Origin of the sequence: Mesorhizobium sp. 2RAF21, assembly GCF_052115345.1 — a bacterium.
Lineage (GTDB): Bacteria > Pseudomonadota > Alphaproteobacteria > Rhizobiales > Rhizobiaceae > Mesorhizobium > Mesorhizobium terrae.
In genome coordinates, this window is record NZ_JBFRGM010000027.1 from 68,230 (window position 1) to 83,103 (window position 14,874).

Sequence of the window (14,874 nt, forward strand, 5' to 3'; positions counted from 1 at the left end):
GGTTGAAAATTGGACTATGCTGGGGCCGTCTCGGCTGTCACGGGTGCGTGATGCCGGCGGGCCCGCACTCCGACGCCGCCAGACGGCCCCCCGTGTTCGATGTTCTGACCACGGTTGAGCAGGCGAAGCCCGTTGAGAACGACCAACAACGACGCGCCGACATCCGCTGCGATGGCGCCCCAGAGAGACGCCAGGCCCAAAACCGTAAGCGCCGTGAACAGGAGTTTTACGGCAATCGAGAAGGCGACATTTTGCCTGATCACCGCCATCGTCGCGCGCGAATGGCGGACCAACCACGGAAGCCTCGACAGATCGTCCGACATAAGCGCCACGTCGGCGGTTTCGATGGCGGCGTCTGTGCCCATTGCACCCATGGCGATGCCGAGAGTGGCCCTCCCCATCGCGGGAGCATCATTGACCCCGTCACCAACCATGGCAACCGACCCGTAGAGCCGCACCAGATCTTCAACGGCCGAGACCTTGTCGCCGGGCAATAGTTCCGCCCGGACCTCATCGATACCGGTCTGCTTCGCAATCGCCTCGGCGGTCGCCCGATTGTCGCCCGTGAGCATCACAACGTGTTTGATGCCGGCACGATGGAGCGCCGCAACGATCTCCGTGGCTTCAGGCCTGACAGCATCGGCAACGGCGACAAGCCCCCAGACTTCTTGATCGTCGCCCACCGCCACCATCGTGCGACCCGCGCTCGAAAGCGCATCGGCCCGCTCCAACACGCCGTCGGGGTTGACGCCACGCTCCTCGACGTAGCGACGCGAACCGAGCCACATTTCGCGGCCGGCGAAGCGGCCGATGACACCGCGGCCGGTGATGGCCTGGACCGCCTCGGCAGGTTCTGCGACGATCTTCAGCTCGGCCGCTTTTGCCAGGATCGCGCGAGCAATCGGATGCTCGCTGCGCGCCTCCAGGGCCGCTGCGGAACGCAGAATCTCGGCTTCGCTGCGACCGCCGAGCGCGACGACCTCGACGACCTGCGGCCGCCCTTCGGTGAGCGTGCCCGTCTTGTCCATGGCAATCGCGCTGAGGCGAGCTGGTGTTTCGAGGTGAATGCCACCCTTCACCAGCACACCCTGTTTCGCCGCTCCGGCGAGGGCCGCCACAATCGTTACCGGCGTCGAGATCACGAGCGCGCAAGGACAGGCGATAACGAGGAGCACAAGCGCCCGGTAGAACCAGACGTCCCAGGCACCGCCTAAGAGCAAGGGCGGAACCAAAAAGATCGCAACGGCAAGGATCATCACGACGGGCGTGTAGATGCGCGCAAACTTCTCCACCCACTGCTCACTGGGGGCACGCCGGCTCTGCGCCGAACCGACCATGCGGATGATCTGGGCAAGCGTGGTGTCACTCGCCGCCTTTGTGGTGAGGACGTCAAGCGCTCCCTCGCCATTGATAGTGCCGGCGAAAACCTCGTCGCCCGCCTCCTTGAACACCGGGACGCTTTCACCCGTGATCGGCGCTTGGTTGATCTCGCTCTCGCCGGCGGCAACCTTGCCGTCGAGCGGGATCTTGTCTCCCGGCCGTATGATGATGTGCGAGCCGACCCGCACCTCAGCTGCCGGAACATCGCGCTCCGAGCCGTCTTTGAACCTGACGCGAGCCGTCGGCGGCGCGAGTTCCATGAGAGCCGCGACTGCTCGCCGCGCGCGACCCAGACTCCATGTCTCGAGCGCGAGCGCCAGCGCGAAAAAGAACGAAACAGTAGCAGCCTCGAACCAGGCGCCGATGCCTATCGCGCCCGCAACCGCAACCGTCATCAGCAAGTTCATATCGGGTCGCAGCCGCTTGGCAGCGAGCCAGGCCTTGGGGGCGACATAACGGACCGCGCACAGCACTGCGAGCGTGTAGAGGATCATACTCGGCAAAGGCGTCGAGCCCAAGCCGTGTTCACCTGCCTCGAAGGCTGTAAGAACACCGCCGGCAAGCCAGGCGTGCACCGCAAAGCCCAGCGCCGCGAAAGCGCCGCTCGCTATTGTCAGCCACGATTGCACCCGTTTGCGGCGCTCTTCGTCCTGTGCTGCGGCGCTGTCGCTGCCTTCGCTCCACGACTCCGCTCGCATACCGGCACGAGCCACCGCTTTCTCGATACGGGCCTCGAGCGTAGCATCCGACATCGCGTCGATCGACATGCGGCCATTGAGAAGATCGAAGGCGAGCTTGTCTTCCCCGACCAGCGGGCCGACCTCGCGCTTCAATGCCGCAATCTCGTCGGCGCAGTCCATGCCGTGAATGCGAAACACGATTTGACCGGGCATGTGGGTCGGGATCGATGGGCTGAGGGCCTCCCGCGCCTCCGCGCCGCAGCCGCACGCGGCTCCGTCCGACGCTGTGGGCTCTGCCGCGCTCGATACTCCTTCCGGGGGCGACCACCGCTCGGCGCGCATGCCGGTACGAGCAACGGCTTCCTCGATCACGCCGGCTCCTGACCGGTTTTGAGGAGCAACCGTCATCATACCGCGCGCGGTGTCGAAGGCGAGCTTGTCCTTGCCGACCAACGTGCTCAATTCCCGCGTCAGAGCCGCGACCTCGTTCTTGCAGTCGAGACCGTGGACCCGGTAGAGCAATGTCTCCGACGTGCCGTCCGCGACCAGTGAAGCGCGCATTCCAGTCGGAACAACGCGGTCGATAATGTCATCAGCCGTTGCCACCTGTTGGGGCGCAACGGTCATCAGCCCCTTCGCGGTGTCGAAGGTCAGCCAGTCCTCGCCGCCGACCAACGGGCCGACCTCGCTCTTGAGCGCTGCGACTTCGTTCTTGCAATCGAGACCTTCGACTCGGAACAGCAGTGCCGACTGCTGCGGGGAATTTTCCAGGAGATGGGCTTGCATGCCGGTCGTCGCGACCGTGCGCCGAATGTCATCGACGACCAAAGCGTTAGCCGATAGCACCTCCATGACACCGGTCTTGGTGTCGAAGGACAGCTTGTCGTCACCGCCCACAAGCGGACCGACTGCCGCACGAAGCGTGCGGACTTCGTTCTGGCAATCAAGACCGTCGACCTTGAAGCGCATCGAGATGGGGGCACTCGTGGTTGCCGCTTCCGCTCTCATTCTAGTCTCCTCGTCATAGGCGCAGGGGGCTGGCCCGGCGCAATTGCGACCTTCCCGGGGAGACATACATGCTGTAGTCACTACAGAATCAAGAGCAAATCTTACATCGGGGCCTAAGTCGACGGGCGCTCACGAAAAATGGTCGGTGATCTTCCCGCCGGAGGCTTATCTACGACGCACCAGTGACCAGCTCTGGTGCCTCCATAACCTCGTTTTCTCGCCGCTAATGTCCCCTGACGTTGCTGATCACAAACCGGCTTGGCGGCACTGGGGGCAGCCGCGACCAGTCGAGCCGCAGATCCTGTTTGGGAACGTCGTAGCGCATGCGCCGGGAAAGGAAATCCGCAGCCTGCTTCATGAGCGCAAGCGCGATCCATTCGCCGGGGCACCGATGGCCGGCCTGGTGATCGCCGCCGCCTTGCGGAATGAAGTTGAACGGGCTTCCGTCCCATCGACCGAAGCGCTGGGGCTCGAATTCCTCCGGTCTTTCCCATGTCCGCCGATCATGGTTGGTCCCAAAGAGGTCCAGGATCACACGCCGGCCTTGTGGAAATCGGTATCCGTTCCACTCGAATGCCTGCGACACCCGCGCAGCGACGGCCGGGAAAAAGGGATAGTACCTGCGAACCTCCTGGACGAAGGCCTCAGCGAAATCCTCGTCCTCAGTCGCAAGCTTCTCTCGTAGATCGGGGTGTGCCTGGAGAGCATGTGCAACGAAAATGATGTAGACCGATACAGCGACGGTCGGTCTTACGACATTGATCAGTTCGACAGCTGCTACGTGCGGAGCGAGCAATTCGCCCTCCAAGTCGCGATGCCACGCTATGACGTGGGCGGCCGAGTCTTCGCGCGGACGGACATGGCCGCTACGGATATTCTCAACGATATTCTCCATCCAACGGTCGGTCCGTTTCCGTGCCCACCGCGACCACAAATGTCTGAACCCGATCGATCCCGCATGGTCGAACAGCGCAGCAATCTCGCGAGTTCGCGTGCTGACCTCCGACTCAGCCAGCGGAACGCCGGCCCAGGCGCAAGCGGCGCGTGTAAGAAGCGCGTGAAGCTCGTCGTAAAGCACGATCTCGTGCATCGAGGCCCATTTTTGAAAAGAGCTTTGCCACTCTCCCGATGTGTGCCGAACCAATTCCTCGATCCGCTCTGGCGTCATCAGCGACATGAACATCTGCTTGCGGTGGCGGTGTGCGGCATCGTCGAGACCCTGCACGCCGCCTTCGCCGAGCAACGTCTTCTGGATCGACTTGAGCATCGCGCCGCGGCGCACGAAGCGGCTGGGGTCGTAGAACAGGCGCGCCGCATCCGGCCCCGTGATACAGATGGCCTTCTGGAGCAACAGCCGTGTCTCGAACAGGTCGAACCCATTGTTCTGACAACGTCTTGAGATAAATCTGTAAGGCTCTCTGATCAGCGCGAAGGTGCTGTCGAAGCTCCGGTCTCGTGGAATCTGGGGCACCTGCTCTGACTCCTCTTGTCGGTCCGCTCTTTCAGTTTCGGTCGCTTGCACGGCACGTGCACCGGAAGCGTGACATAGCCGACGCATGGATAAACTATCCCGGCTCGTTCGTTTTCCACGCGCAACAGACAAGCGGAATCGCGCCTCACCTGATCAATAACTTGGATTGCTGCCGGGCTGTTCCCGCGCTCATGGCAATCTCCCGGAGATCTCGGACTTAGGTCTTAAAACGTTCTCGGTGCCGATCTAAGCATTGATTTTCTCCTCTTAGATGTCTCTCGGCATTCATTTTGATGGTGATGCCGCGGTCCTCGGGCTTCTCCTCCGGCACCAGCGCCCATCGGGCGTCAATTATGAACGGGCAGAAGCACGGCTTAGGTTGAAAGCCGCCAGCCTCAGTTGAAAAGGCTCGCGACCATGTCGTAGATCACCCACGCGAACGCGCCTATGATCGGTATTCCCGTCGTCACCATACCGAACGCTCTGGCAGCTGCGCCATGAGGATAGCCGCGAAAGAAGGTGACGCGCCCGATGGCGAACAACGGCACCGACGCCATGATGAAGGCGAGCGGAGCCTCGCCCGGAACCGTCGCCAGCGCCAGCAAAGCAAAGGCCGCCATAGTCACCTGCTCGTGCGTGTTCTGCAGGAATGCGATCGGAACCTTGAGCCGCTCGCTCGGCGGTCCATAGGCCGAACCCGTGATATCCCGCGGCTCGGCATAGCGCCGGAGGGTCGAAACGATTCCGACGGCGATAAAGAGGCACAAGAGGATGAGCAGGATCGCCCGGGCGGCGAACGCCAGCCGCTCGCCTGTTTCAACCGGAAACTCGACTGACTGGGGCAGCCACCAGACGGCCACTCCGAGAACGGGCAACCACAAGAGGAATGCGAGCGTGGCTTGACGGTACACGCCACGCCGCTCGGCGGCCATGTCCGCGGGTATCGGGGGTCCAGTCATAGCTGTCTTCACCTCAAAGCAATCGATCAGGTCTCCGCGGTTAGGCGATTGGGCTGCCGGTGATCTCGGCGGTGAGCTCGCCGGCGTTGAACGTGCCGATGAGCTTGTCCTCCTCGCCGACAAATGTGCACTGGTATCCTTCGAACCGCTCTTGCTGGACGCGCGGCCACAGGCCCAACTGCTCGAGTGCCTCGATGCCACGTTTCCCGTCCAGCCCGAACACGTTCCCGCCCGTCCGCGGTTTGGGCGACTTTTCAATTACAGTCGTCGTGAAGCCGCAGCGATTCAGCCAGAATGCGAGCGCTGGCCCGGCTATGTCGGCGCCGGAGATGAGGATGTTCGTGTTTCTCACTGGCATTGACGGAGCTCCCTGGCTCTTCAATAGTCTCTCAGAACAAAGGACTCTCGGAACATGCGTCCGTAGGTTAAGCGGGCAATCAGGCGGGAGAGGAGCGGAACCGAAAGGAGCTTCAGGACCTGGTTGCGAACCCAGATCATCATTGGGCTCGATGGAACCAGCTGCAGGCCCGTGCCGCGCGCCTCCTTCGTTTTTTCCTCCACGAAGAGCCGGAGCCCCTGTTCGTAGGCGGCAAAGGCCGCGTCATGATTGCCCGATGCCGTCTTCAGCTCTCCCGCCAGCGCGTAGGCGCCGATCAGGGCCAAGCTGACTCCCCAGGCAGTCAGGGGTGTTGGGTAAGCGGCATCGCCAACCAAGGCTGCGCGCCCCTTGGACCATGCGGGGATCCGCACCAGATCCGCTGAGTCGAAAAAGAAGTCGTTTGACGATTTCGCCTGCTCGAGTATTCCCGGCATTTCCTTCCACCGGAGGATGGCGAATTCCTCACAGAACAGGCCCTTCTGGGCCTCTGCATCGCGGGGGTCGTAAGTGATTTTGTCGGGCCGCCGAAAGACGGCGTAAACCATTGCCCGACTATTCGGAAAGCCGAATAAGGAAATGAATCTATCAGGTTCGGTGTATCCTCGGTTGGTGCCGGCAGCGATCGGATAGTCGATCCAGTACGAAGTCACGTAATAGCCCATGTAGGTCGACACTTCGGTTTCATCGCCGAACACCAGCGAACGCACCCTGGAGTGGATTCCGTCCGCTCCCACGACCAGGTCGAACCGTCTCTCCCGTCCGCTCTCGAACTGTACATCCATGCCGCTCGCGTCCTCGGTCATCGTTCGAATGGAATCGCCAAAGACGTACTCCACGTCGTCCTTCGTCCGGTCGTACAGAATCCGCGCCAGGTCCGTCCGCAATATCTGAGTCTGGGCCCGGCTCGAGTCATCGAAGGTTTCGCGGAACAGCCGGGCGATATCGACGCGGGCCGCCACGGCGTTCGACTCTTCCACAAACAGCATCTCCTTCGGGAAATATTGCTTCGCTCGGACAGCCTCCATGACGCCCATCCGCTCGGCCACGTCGATCCCAGCGCCGCGGAAATCCACCAGGTATCCGCCTTCGCGAGGCTTCGGCGCTTGCTCCACCACCGTCGGCTCGAAGCCATGGCGCTTAAGCCAATAGGCGAGCGTTGGACCGGCTATGCCGGCTCCGGAGATCATGATGCTCTTGTTTTTCAAAAGACGAACTGAGCTCCTCTCTCATGTAAGCGGGAGGAACCTCTACCGCTTTGAAGGGGGCGCCGCGGGAAACGCTGATGGGAGGCTTGGCTCATCTTCCTGCTCCTGAGCGGTGCCCGCCGCCCGTCGCCGGCCATTCAGCCACCTCTCGCCAGGCGACGCACCGAGCCGTCGAGGACGAAGCCGATTCCGGCGAGCGCAGCGATGATTCCGTCAAACGCGAAGTGCTCTGGGCCGATACCCAAGGAAGAACGGCCCGACAGGTCCACCAGGCCCGATAGCCCCGCCTCAATCAGTGCCCACACCAGCAGGACGCGACCTATGATGAGGGACCAGTTTCGCGAGCTGCCAAGCGCCCGGCCGGGACTACCGACTGCGTGGTCTTGGTTCGGCATACGACTTTCCTTTCGGTTGCTGCTACTTCGTCACGCTGAAAGCGGGATGACCTCCCGGAACTTTCCGCCGCGACCCTGTTCCGGCGGTTCGCCGCCGCGCTCGACCACGACGTGCTCAAGCCCGTGCTCGGCAAGCACGCCCCGCAGACCTGCTTCGGCCTCGCGCCAGACGGCGTCGGCATTCGCCGCGGACGAGATTTGCAGACGCAATTGAAGTTTCTCCGGCTCGGTGTGGGCGAGTTGGAAGAGCGTGACTCCGCAGACAGCCTCGATCGGTTGGCTGAGCGTCAGCGGAGGCAGCCGGACATTGCCGCCCGCAGTCCGGAACGTGAGAACGTCCGCGGACCGACCCTGCACGCGGATCGCGGGCAAAGGATTGCCGCAGGGGCATGGATCGGGACGCTGCAGAACGCTGTCGCCGAGATCGTATCGCAGGATCGGCTGCACGCGATTGGCGAGATTGCTGATCAAGACCGTGTGCGACTGCTCGCCTGGAGCGACCGGGAGATAGTCGGCGTCGACCGGCTCGAACGCCACCCAGTCGGCGTTAACGTGCAGCCATCCTTGGTCACACATGGCGCTCATAAACATACATTCCGAGGCGGCGTAGCTGTTGCCGACCTTGGCGTTGAACATCCGCGCAATTCGGCCGTACTCCTCCTGTGGCAGACCTTCAGCCGAAAGGGCCAGCAGCACGGGATGGATGTCGAGCCGGCCGGCCTCCTGCTCGTCGGCGAGCATCGCGGCCATGCTGGCATACGGCGCAAGCAGCGCAGGCTGGAAATGGTTCAGGCGAGCTACGAGCTCCGTCATTGGCATGTGCGCCGAAAGTATCTCGACCTGCTTTCCGCGCCGCTTCTTCAGGCGCGCGGCGGCAACCGCTGACGCGAAGTGGCCGCCGGTCGCCATCACCATCGCCATCCGCCCACGGCGGGCGATGATCTTGAGGAAGTCGCTCGGGCTGAGCCAGTCGCCCATCCAGCGGAGCATCATGGCAGTCACGACCGCCATCGTGTGACTGTCGACCACAAAGATTCCACGGCGGCCGGTCGTCCCGGACGTCGTCATCAGCGTATATTTATCGAGGAACAACTCTCCGATCCGTTTAGGATCCTCGACAAACGCCTCCGCAGCTTCGAGCGTGACGGCGCGGTCGGTGCCCCAATCATCGAAGCGCTCCATGAGCATCTTCTTGTCGGTAACTGGGAGCTGCTCCGCGCTTTCAACCCGATCGGGTAGGTCACGGTATAGCTCGCGATAGAGCGGCGAGTTCGCCCGGGCATCGGCGACCATGTCAGCGAGACGGCTACGCTGGCGTTGCGCGATTGCGCCTGCGCCTTTCTTTCGCGTGCGCCACGCGTCCCAGATCAACCTTATGACATGCTCGGCCATATCGTTCTCCGGTTCACACACCTCCGGACAATCGTTATACCTACCTCCTGTAGCCACTACAGGATCAACCCCTTGATGATCACCATTGGAACTTTGTCCAAACGCACGGATGTGAATATCGAAACAATCCGCTACTATGAGCGGATCGATCTCATACCCCCGCCGCCCCGGACCGACAGCGGACGACGCCTCTACGGAGCGGAGGATGTTCGGCGGCTGACGTTCATCAGACACGCCAGAGATCTCGGTTTCAATATCGCGGCCATCAAGGCGATGTTCGCTCTGCAGGAGATGCCCCAAGCTTCCTGCGAGCAAGTCAGCCGCATTGCCGGCGATCAGCTTGCGGCGGTCGAGAGCCGGATCCAACGCCTGCTAGGACTGAGGACAGAACTGACCCGGATGATCAGAGAATGCGACAACGGGGAGGTTGCAAACTGCCGGATCATCGAAGTTCTTGCTGAATCTCCCGTCTCACAGAACGACCAAAAGGACCACTGAGACCAGGATGTGTAGCGTCACACTATTGATGCAATTTCTTGACGGTCTTGGGAACAGAATCGTAATCTTGTCTTGCCGTGGCAGGCATCGATCAGCCGTATGCGGCTCACCGTTGTGATGAGAAACGCCCGCTTCGGTATTAACGGCGTCAAGCGGCGTCTCGATTTTGAAATGAAAAGCGGCCTCGGCAACATACAGCAACAGCCGCGGCAGATTGACTCGGTCCATGAGCATCTGCTTCGATGACCGAGTTTTCCCTGACTGTCTCGCGCTACAGCTATTCGTCGTTCGAATGAGGATCGGCGAGAGCGGCTTCCGGTCGACTGATCGGAACGGAGGTCAGCGACGTGCGTTCGGAAAGCTTCTTCGCCCCATTTCGCTCTAGCAGCCTTCTGAACGTCGGGTGCATACCGCCGTCCGAATAAGCGTGGGTGGAGAGAATCGTTCCGCTGGCGAGCAGAGATGCGATGGCCGCCTCGTCCGCCTGCTGCTTTGCGGCCACGAGCTGATCGACGGGCGCAGGCGGACAGGCGGCGAGCGGGTCAGACGAGGCAAGTAGTTCCGTGTTGAAGGCATACGCCTTGCCACAATAGGAAACGCTAGGAGGACGCTTCGTGACTTCAAAGGCGTCATATCCCCGTTTCAAATTCTGCCAGAAGGCATAGTTCGGGTCGTTTCGGTTCTTCGCCATGTTTTCCGGCGTCATGCGGAACGGAAAGGCATGGACCTGAAACGAAGTCTGGCCGCCCCTGAGCGCTTCCCGCGCCACGGCGTAGATTTCCGCCACGCCCTCGTCCGTCATGGCAAAACAGCCTGACGATGAGCAGGCGCCATGCACCATCAGCGCTTCACCTGTGTAGCCGAGTGCTGCCTCAAGCCGGTTTGGATAGCCAAGGTTGAATGATAGATGGTACTGCGAGGTCGGATTCAGCATGTTTGCTGAGACGTGATAGATGCCCTCCGGCGCCTGCCGGTCTCCATTGCGCCTCTTCGGTCCGAGCTTCCCGGACCAGCGGCACATCGGATAAGCTTTGAGTAGAGCGTAGCGTCCTGATCGATCGCGTTTCCAGATCTCGAGCTCGCTCTCCTGCTTGAAGATGCGAATGAGGATGGGATCGCGCGGCCTCATTGACCTCGCGCTCATTTCACCAATCAGCTTCGCGGGGATTGGCTGCACGGCCTTGGTGCCTATATCAAGGGTGCTCGACACGCACCCGGCGGCAAGCGTCCCGAGAGCGAGTAGAAGGATGATCCTGAACGAGGCAATCAAAAAATACCAATCCTCTGGATAACGAGACTGACGAACCGAGCCAATGGTGCGCCCATATATCATTGGCCTGAAGTTCCGTCATCATGGTTAAGGTGGCGTTTCGGTTAGGCCCCGCGCGGCAATCGAATGCACTGGGTTGATCCATTGCATTGGGCTGCTGCCGGTTTTTCGGACACGAAGTTAAGCTAGCACAAGCGCCATCCGCGAAGGCGAAAAGCAGGAACATCAAATGACCTGCTGTTGGAAGGCGCTTCGATCATCCGATGCGCCCGAAGGCCGGAAACCGTTCGAGCAACCAAAAGGCGAACCAAGTCATCTGTCCGGTGATCATCGCAAGTCCCATCAGGACCATGATGCCTCCCGCTGCAATTTGCAGAATGCGGCCGGTACGGCGCATGCGTGGCAGGCTTCCCATCAGCGTCTGTGTGAAGATCGCCGCTAGGACAAACGGGATGCCGAGGCCGAGCGAATAGAGCGAGAGCAGCACGATGCCGTCGGTCGCAGTTGCCGACACGGCGCTTACCGTCAGGATCGCCCCAAGGATCGGCCCGATGCAGGGCGTCCAGCCGAAGGCGAAGGCAAGACCGAGGAGATAAGCGCCCATCGGTCCGCTACTCGACAGGCTGCCGTGGTAGCGGACGTCGCGCTCCAGCCATGTAAGCCTTATGAACCCGGTCATGAACACACCGAACAAGATGACGATGGCGCCACCGACAATGCCCGCCTCATAGCTGTAGGCGCGAAGCACTCGGCTCAGCACGGTTGCGCTCGCCCCGAGCGCCACGAAAACCGTCGAGAAGCCGAGGATAAAGCAGAGGCTGAGCAGGACCACGCCGAGCTTGTCGACGGATGCACTCCCTGCACGGTTCGAATTGCCCGCGACGAAGGAAACGTAGCCGGGCACGAGCGGCAGCACGCAGGGGGACAGGAACGAAACCGCTCCCGCCGCGACCGCCGTCACGATGCCGATATTCGAAATTTCGAGCTCCATTCAGTCCACCCCTTCACCCTGAAGCCACTACAAGGTCAACCCCGCGCTGGAGCAGAGCCACGGCACCGCTATCGGCGGATCCCTCGATAGAGCGAGATTGAGCCGCTGACTGTTGGAATTGCCAGCGTCTCCTCCACGTTCCGAAAGCCGGCTGCATGCATGAGATCAGGCAGGACCCCGCGAGCGTTTGGCTCAGTATTTGAGAGTCCGTCGAGGTTCTGAATGACCCCTCTGAAGAGGGTTCGCATTAGCCGCGTGCGCTGTAGACCATAGTCCGCAATGTGAATTTCGCCGCCAGCCCTGAGCGCGGCATACATCGCGGCGAGCGCAGTCACCTTCTCTTCCATCGGCACCTGGTGGAAAACGAGGCTCGACACTATCTTTGTCGGGCGCCGCCCCTCCAGCAACTCAGCGGCTTGCCGCGCGAAACCAATGTGCAGCTCGACCGAGAGGCCTGTGATCGCGATTTTCTTTCGCGCACGCGCCAACACCGCGGGGTCAGGATCAATCCCTATTAGCTCGGCGGACGGCGCAGCCTTCCCCAGCCGCTCGAGTAGCGATCCGGTGCCGCAGCCAACATCGACGATCACATCACCGGGAACAGGATTGAGCTGCAAAACAAGCTCGCTCCTCCATCGGTGCTCGCGTGTGAGCGCGGCGACCCCAAGGTCGTAAAGCGGGGTGAGCCAGTGATGGCCAGCGGCAGGCGTGTAAGTCATGTCATACGGCACAGAGATTCCCTTTGCTGCCGGGCACTCGTACATCCTGTAGCCGCTACAGAGTCAACCCCGTGGATTATCGCGGAGGCGGGTGGTACGAGGGCCGCCACATCCGGAGGGCCACGAGTGCAATCCTGCGTCCGCGCCGGATGCTGTTCCCGCCACAATCAGATAACACTCCACGCCCGATAGCGTCCCTCACCGTAACCGTGCCTTGCAGATTCTTGCCGGCCGTACGCGCGGCCTCGACGCATTGGCCGATCGCCTCTGCATGCCGCGCACGCGCGAGGACTCGACCACGCCGCGCCAGCCTTCTGAGTTGGCCACCCGCAGCATGGTAGATGCCGGCGTTTGATCGGCGCTGCGCGGACCATCGCTGCACCGAGGAGGACGCCGGCGAGCAAGCGATCCATATGCGCAAATCCTGCGAGCGCCGGTAGCGGGCGGGTCTTGGTGTAGGCGGCCGGGTAAGCGCCTCGCGCTCGAGGTGACGGCACGGCCTATCCCTCGAGCTGCTGCGCGGCGGTCCTCACCGGGCTCTCGCCGCTCAGCGATCGTGGCACAGCTGTTCTATTCGTCCATGATTGCGCCGGCGCCAACATCGGCAAACCCTGGCATGATGTTGCCAGCGAGCAGTTTCTCTTTCGACAGCAACCCAGCGTCCTCGAGGGCCTCGAAGTCGGGAAGATCACGAAGGGTTTCAAGCCCGAACTCCAGCAGAAACGTCGGCGTGGTGACGTAGGTATACGGCGCGCCCGGCTGCGGCGCGCGCGGTCCGGATGCAATCAACCCGAAGGAACGGAGGTTGCCGATCAGGTCGCGGCTGATCTCCTTGCCGAAAAACGACGACAGCTCGGCGCGGGTGATCGGCTGGAAATAGGCCACGCACATCAGCACCAGCAGCTCGGACTGGGTGAGGTCGACCGCCCGCTCGCTGGCGCCGATCGCCGCACGGATGGCGTCGGCGTAGGCCGGGCGCGTCAGGTGCTTCCAGCCACCGGCGACAGCGACCAGGTCGTAGGGCCGACCGCGCAGTTCCTCACGGATGTCGTCGATCAGAAGCTCGACGCTGCAGCTCTTGCCGACAATGCGCGCCAGCGTCTCGCGGCCGACGGGCTCGCTGGCGGCAAAAATCGCCGCCTCGACGCGGTTCATCCATTCGCGCCAGCGCGCTTCCGGCGGTAGATGATCCAGCTCGCGATCGAACAAATGGTCATTTGAACGCCGGTCGCCTGATCGACCGTCATCTGGCCGCCCCTTCCCTCGTCTGCGTGTTGCTTCCACCATCTGTTTCAAAGCCCGTAAAGGCGAAACGTCGGCCGCCCGGTGAGTTCGCGTACGGCGCCGAGCATCTCGAGGCGGTCGAACAGCCGCCGCGCGGCGCGCTCGCTCATTGCGTCCGTCGCCGACCGCGCGGTCTGCACATCCTCCAGCATCAGGATCAACATGACCTCGTCGGCGTGCCTGGCGCGCATTTTTGGGGCAACGGCCACCAGCCGCTGTGCGCGGCGGCAAAGATCGACATGCAGGTCCGATGCGCGCGCTGCGGCACGCGCATAGGCCAGCGCGCAGGTCGCCAGCCAGCGGCCGTTGCCGTCGAGGTGCGCGGGTGCGGCGCGCAAGTCCTTGCGCCGGACTTCGCGGGCCAGCAAAGGCACCGGGCGCGGCCATTTCAGCCGGAAGGCGAGCATGGCGTCGGCGAGCCACAGCGCCAGCAGTTCGGCGTCCGGGCGGAATTTCATCGCGACCGCGACGATCTCGGCCGCCGCAGCGACCGGATTGGCCTCGCCGCGCGCCAGGCGCTCGGCGACCCGGTAGACGTTGCGCATCGGCTCGTCGACCGAGAGCCTCAGCATAGCCGAGGCCGACAGCCACCAATCGTCGACGAGCTGGGTCTGCCGCTCGGCCAACCTGCGCCATGCCAGCAACACCTGCCCGGCCGGCCCCGGATCGTCTCCCGGCCGCGTCAGGACCACGGCGTCGCGCAGCGCCGCCTCGTCCTCGCTCCGTCCCATGAGCGGCATCAGTGCCGCGGCATTGGCGAGCGCCAGGCGCTGCCGCCAGAGGCTGCCGATCGGATGCTCGTCGCAGGCGATTGGGTGCAGCCAGGCGAGCGCCGAACCGGCCAGAAAACCGGCATCGGCCGGGCCTTCGGGCTCGGTCTTCGGGCGCAGCACGGCCGGCAGGGCCGAGAACGACGGCGGTGGCGGCAGCGGGTGTCGAGCGGTTTTGGCCATGAGTCTGCCTAGCACGACGCGGCGGATATTGCTATCAGGACCGGCAACAAGCGCCGCGCCTGTCGACAGGCGTTTATGTCCGGTAAGCTTCCATTATCGGACGTATAATGATAGGCTCCCAAATCATGCAAAATTCCCCGGAAATGTCAGCTGACCGGAATTCGTGAGATTCGCCGCCTTTTTGAATCGGATTTCGTGAGACTACGTGCACGGCGCTGAACCGGCCTGGCATTAAGCGATTGATTCAGCATCGTTATTGGCGATGGCCGCGCGTCGCCCGAGTTTGTCAC

At 62.3% G+C, this 14,874-nt stretch carries 14 protein-coding genes; 2 read left to right on the forward strand and 12 right to left on the reverse strand.

Annotated features, from left to right (window positions below; genetic code table 11):
• Positions 1–14: 14 nt before the first annotated feature.
• The 7 genes from AB4136_RS29865 to AB4136_RS29895 all read right to left on the reverse strand — a co-directional run bounded on the left by AB4136_RS29865 (position 15) and on the right by AB4136_RS29895 (position 8,869).
• Complete coding sequence (locus AB4136_RS29865; RefSeq protein ID WP_137902131.1) at positions 15–3,068, reverse strand: heavy metal translocating P-type ATPase; 3,054 nt, start codon at positions 3,066–3,068, stop codon at positions 15–17.
• A gap of 223 nt (positions 3,069–3,291) precedes the next feature.
• The gene (locus AB4136_RS29870) at positions 3,292–4,539 is read right to left on the reverse strand and encodes a cytochrome P450 (RefSeq protein ID WP_137902130.1); all 1,248 of its coding nucleotides are present in this window, start codon (positions 4,537–4,539) and stop codon (positions 3,292–3,294) included.
• A gap of 395 nt (positions 4,540–4,934) precedes the next feature.
• Positions 4,935–5,471 carry an MAPEG family protein gene (locus tag AB4136_RS29875; RefSeq protein WP_441932036.1) on the reverse strand — a complete coding sequence of 179 codons (537 nt, stop codon included), beginning with the start codon at positions 5,469–5,471 and terminating at the stop codon, positions 4,935–4,937.
• A 67-nt stretch (positions 5,472–5,538) separates the two neighbouring features.
• The gene (locus AB4136_RS29880; protein WP_137902128.1) at positions 5,539–5,856 is read right to left on the reverse strand and encodes a hypothetical protein; all 318 of its coding nucleotides are present in this window, start codon (positions 5,854–5,856) and stop codon (positions 5,539–5,541) included.
• A 20-nt stretch (positions 5,857–5,876) separates the two neighbouring features.
• A complete protein-coding gene (locus AB4136_RS29885; RefSeq protein ID WP_137902127.1) occupies positions 5,877–7,082 on the reverse strand; it encodes an FAD-dependent monooxygenase in 1,206 nt (401 codons plus the stop codon).
• Positions 7,083–7,219: 137 nt separating this feature from the next.
• Complete coding sequence (locus AB4136_RS29890) at positions 7,220–7,477, reverse strand: hypothetical protein (protein WP_137902126.1); 258 nt, start codon at positions 7,475–7,477, stop codon at positions 7,220–7,222.
• Between the two features lie 30 nt (positions 7,478–7,507).
• Positions 7,508–8,869: a phenylacetate--CoA ligase family protein gene (locus AB4136_RS29895; RefSeq protein ID WP_137902125.1), complete on the reverse strand. Its 1,362-nt coding sequence runs from the start codon at positions 8,867–8,869 to the stop codon at positions 7,508–7,510.
• 75 nt (positions 8,870–8,944) lie between these two features.
• On the opposite strand from AB4136_RS29895, the gene AB4136_RS29900 reads away from it, so the two are divergent.
• Positions 8,945–9,367 carry a MerR family transcriptional regulator gene (locus AB4136_RS29900; protein WP_137902141.1) on the forward strand — a complete coding sequence of 141 codons (423 nt, stop codon included), beginning with the start codon at positions 8,945–8,947 and terminating at the stop codon, positions 9,365–9,367.
• Between the two features lie 99 nt (positions 9,368–9,466).
• The gene (locus tag AB4136_RS29905) at positions 9,467–9,613 is read left to right on the forward strand and encodes a hypothetical protein (protein ID WP_171021056.1); all 147 of its coding nucleotides are present in this window, start codon (positions 9,467–9,469) and stop codon (positions 9,611–9,613) included.
• Between the two features lie 31 nt (positions 9,614–9,644).
• Here AB4136_RS29905 and AB4136_RS29910 read toward each other — a convergent pair whose 3' ends face one another.
• From AB4136_RS29910 to AB4136_RS29930, 5 genes are all read right to left on the reverse strand, one after another.
• The gene (locus AB4136_RS29910) at positions 9,645–10,619 is read right to left on the reverse strand and encodes a L,D-transpeptidase family protein (protein ID WP_137902140.1); all 975 of its coding nucleotides are present in this window, start codon (positions 10,617–10,619) and stop codon (positions 9,645–9,647) included.
• Between the two features lie 274 nt (positions 10,620–10,893).
• A complete protein-coding gene (locus AB4136_RS29915) occupies positions 10,894–11,628 on the reverse strand; it encodes a cytochrome c biogenesis protein CcdA (RefSeq protein ID WP_137902124.1) in 735 nt (244 codons plus the stop codon).
• A gap of 68 nt (positions 11,629–11,696) precedes the next feature.
• The gene (locus AB4136_RS29920) at positions 11,697–12,359 is read right to left on the reverse strand and encodes a class I SAM-dependent methyltransferase (RefSeq protein WP_441932040.1); all 663 of its coding nucleotides are present in this window, start codon (positions 12,357–12,359) and stop codon (positions 11,697–11,699) included.
• Between the two features lie 558 nt (positions 12,360–12,917).
• Positions 12,918–13,634, reverse strand: coding sequence for an SMC-Scp complex subunit ScpB (gene scpB / locus AB4136_RS29925; protein ID WP_137902122.1), 717 nt, complete (start codon positions 13,632–13,634; stop codon positions 12,918–12,920).
• Between the two features lie 5 nt (positions 13,635–13,639).
• Positions 13,640–14,584 carry a DUF1403 family protein gene (locus AB4136_RS29930; RefSeq protein ID WP_137902121.1) on the reverse strand — a complete coding sequence of 315 codons (945 nt, stop codon included), beginning with the start codon at positions 14,582–14,584 and terminating at the stop codon, positions 13,640–13,642.
• Positions 14,585–14,874 lie beyond the last annotated feature (290 nt).

Bases quoted from the DNA above. Each gene is read 5' to 3' on its own strand.
- AB4136_RS29865 (WP_137902131.1), bottom strand. From the start codon at position 3,068: ATGAGAGCGGAAGCGGCAACCACGAGTGCCCCCATCTCGATGCGCTTC.
- AB4136_RS29875 (WP_441932036.1), bottom strand. From the start codon at position 5,471: ATGGCCGCCGAGCGGCGTGGCGTGTACCGTCAAGCCACGCTCGCATTC.
- AB4136_RS29880 (WP_137902128.1), bottom strand. From the start codon at position 5,856: ATGCCAGTGAGAAACACGAACATCCTCATCTCCGGCGCCGACATAGCC.
- AB4136_RS29890 (WP_137902126.1), bottom strand. From the start codon at position 7,477: ATGCCGAACCAAGACCACGCAGTCGGTAGTCCCGGCCGGGCGCTTGGC.
- AB4136_RS29895 (WP_137902125.1), bottom strand. From the start codon at position 8,869: ATGGCCGAGCATGTCATAAGGTTGATCTGGGACGCGTGGCGCACGCGA.
- AB4136_RS29900 (WP_137902141.1), top strand. From the start codon at position 8,945: ATGATCACCATTGGAACTTTGTCCAAACGCACGGATGTGAATATCGAA.
- AB4136_RS29905 (WP_171021056.1), top strand. From the start codon at position 9,467: ATGCGGCTCACCGTTGTGATGAGAAACGCCCGCTTCGGTATTAACGGC.
- AB4136_RS29915 (WP_137902124.1), bottom strand. From the start codon at position 11,628: ATGGAGCTCGAAATTTCGAATATCGGCATCGTGACGGCGGTCGCGGCG.
- scpB (WP_137902122.1), bottom strand. From the start codon at position 13,634: ATGGTGGAAGCAACACGCAGACGAGGGAAGGGGCGGCCAGATGACGGT.
- AB4136_RS29930 (WP_137902121.1), bottom strand. From the start codon at position 14,584: ATGGCCAAAACCGCTCGACACCCGCTGCCGCCACCGCCGTCGTTCTCG.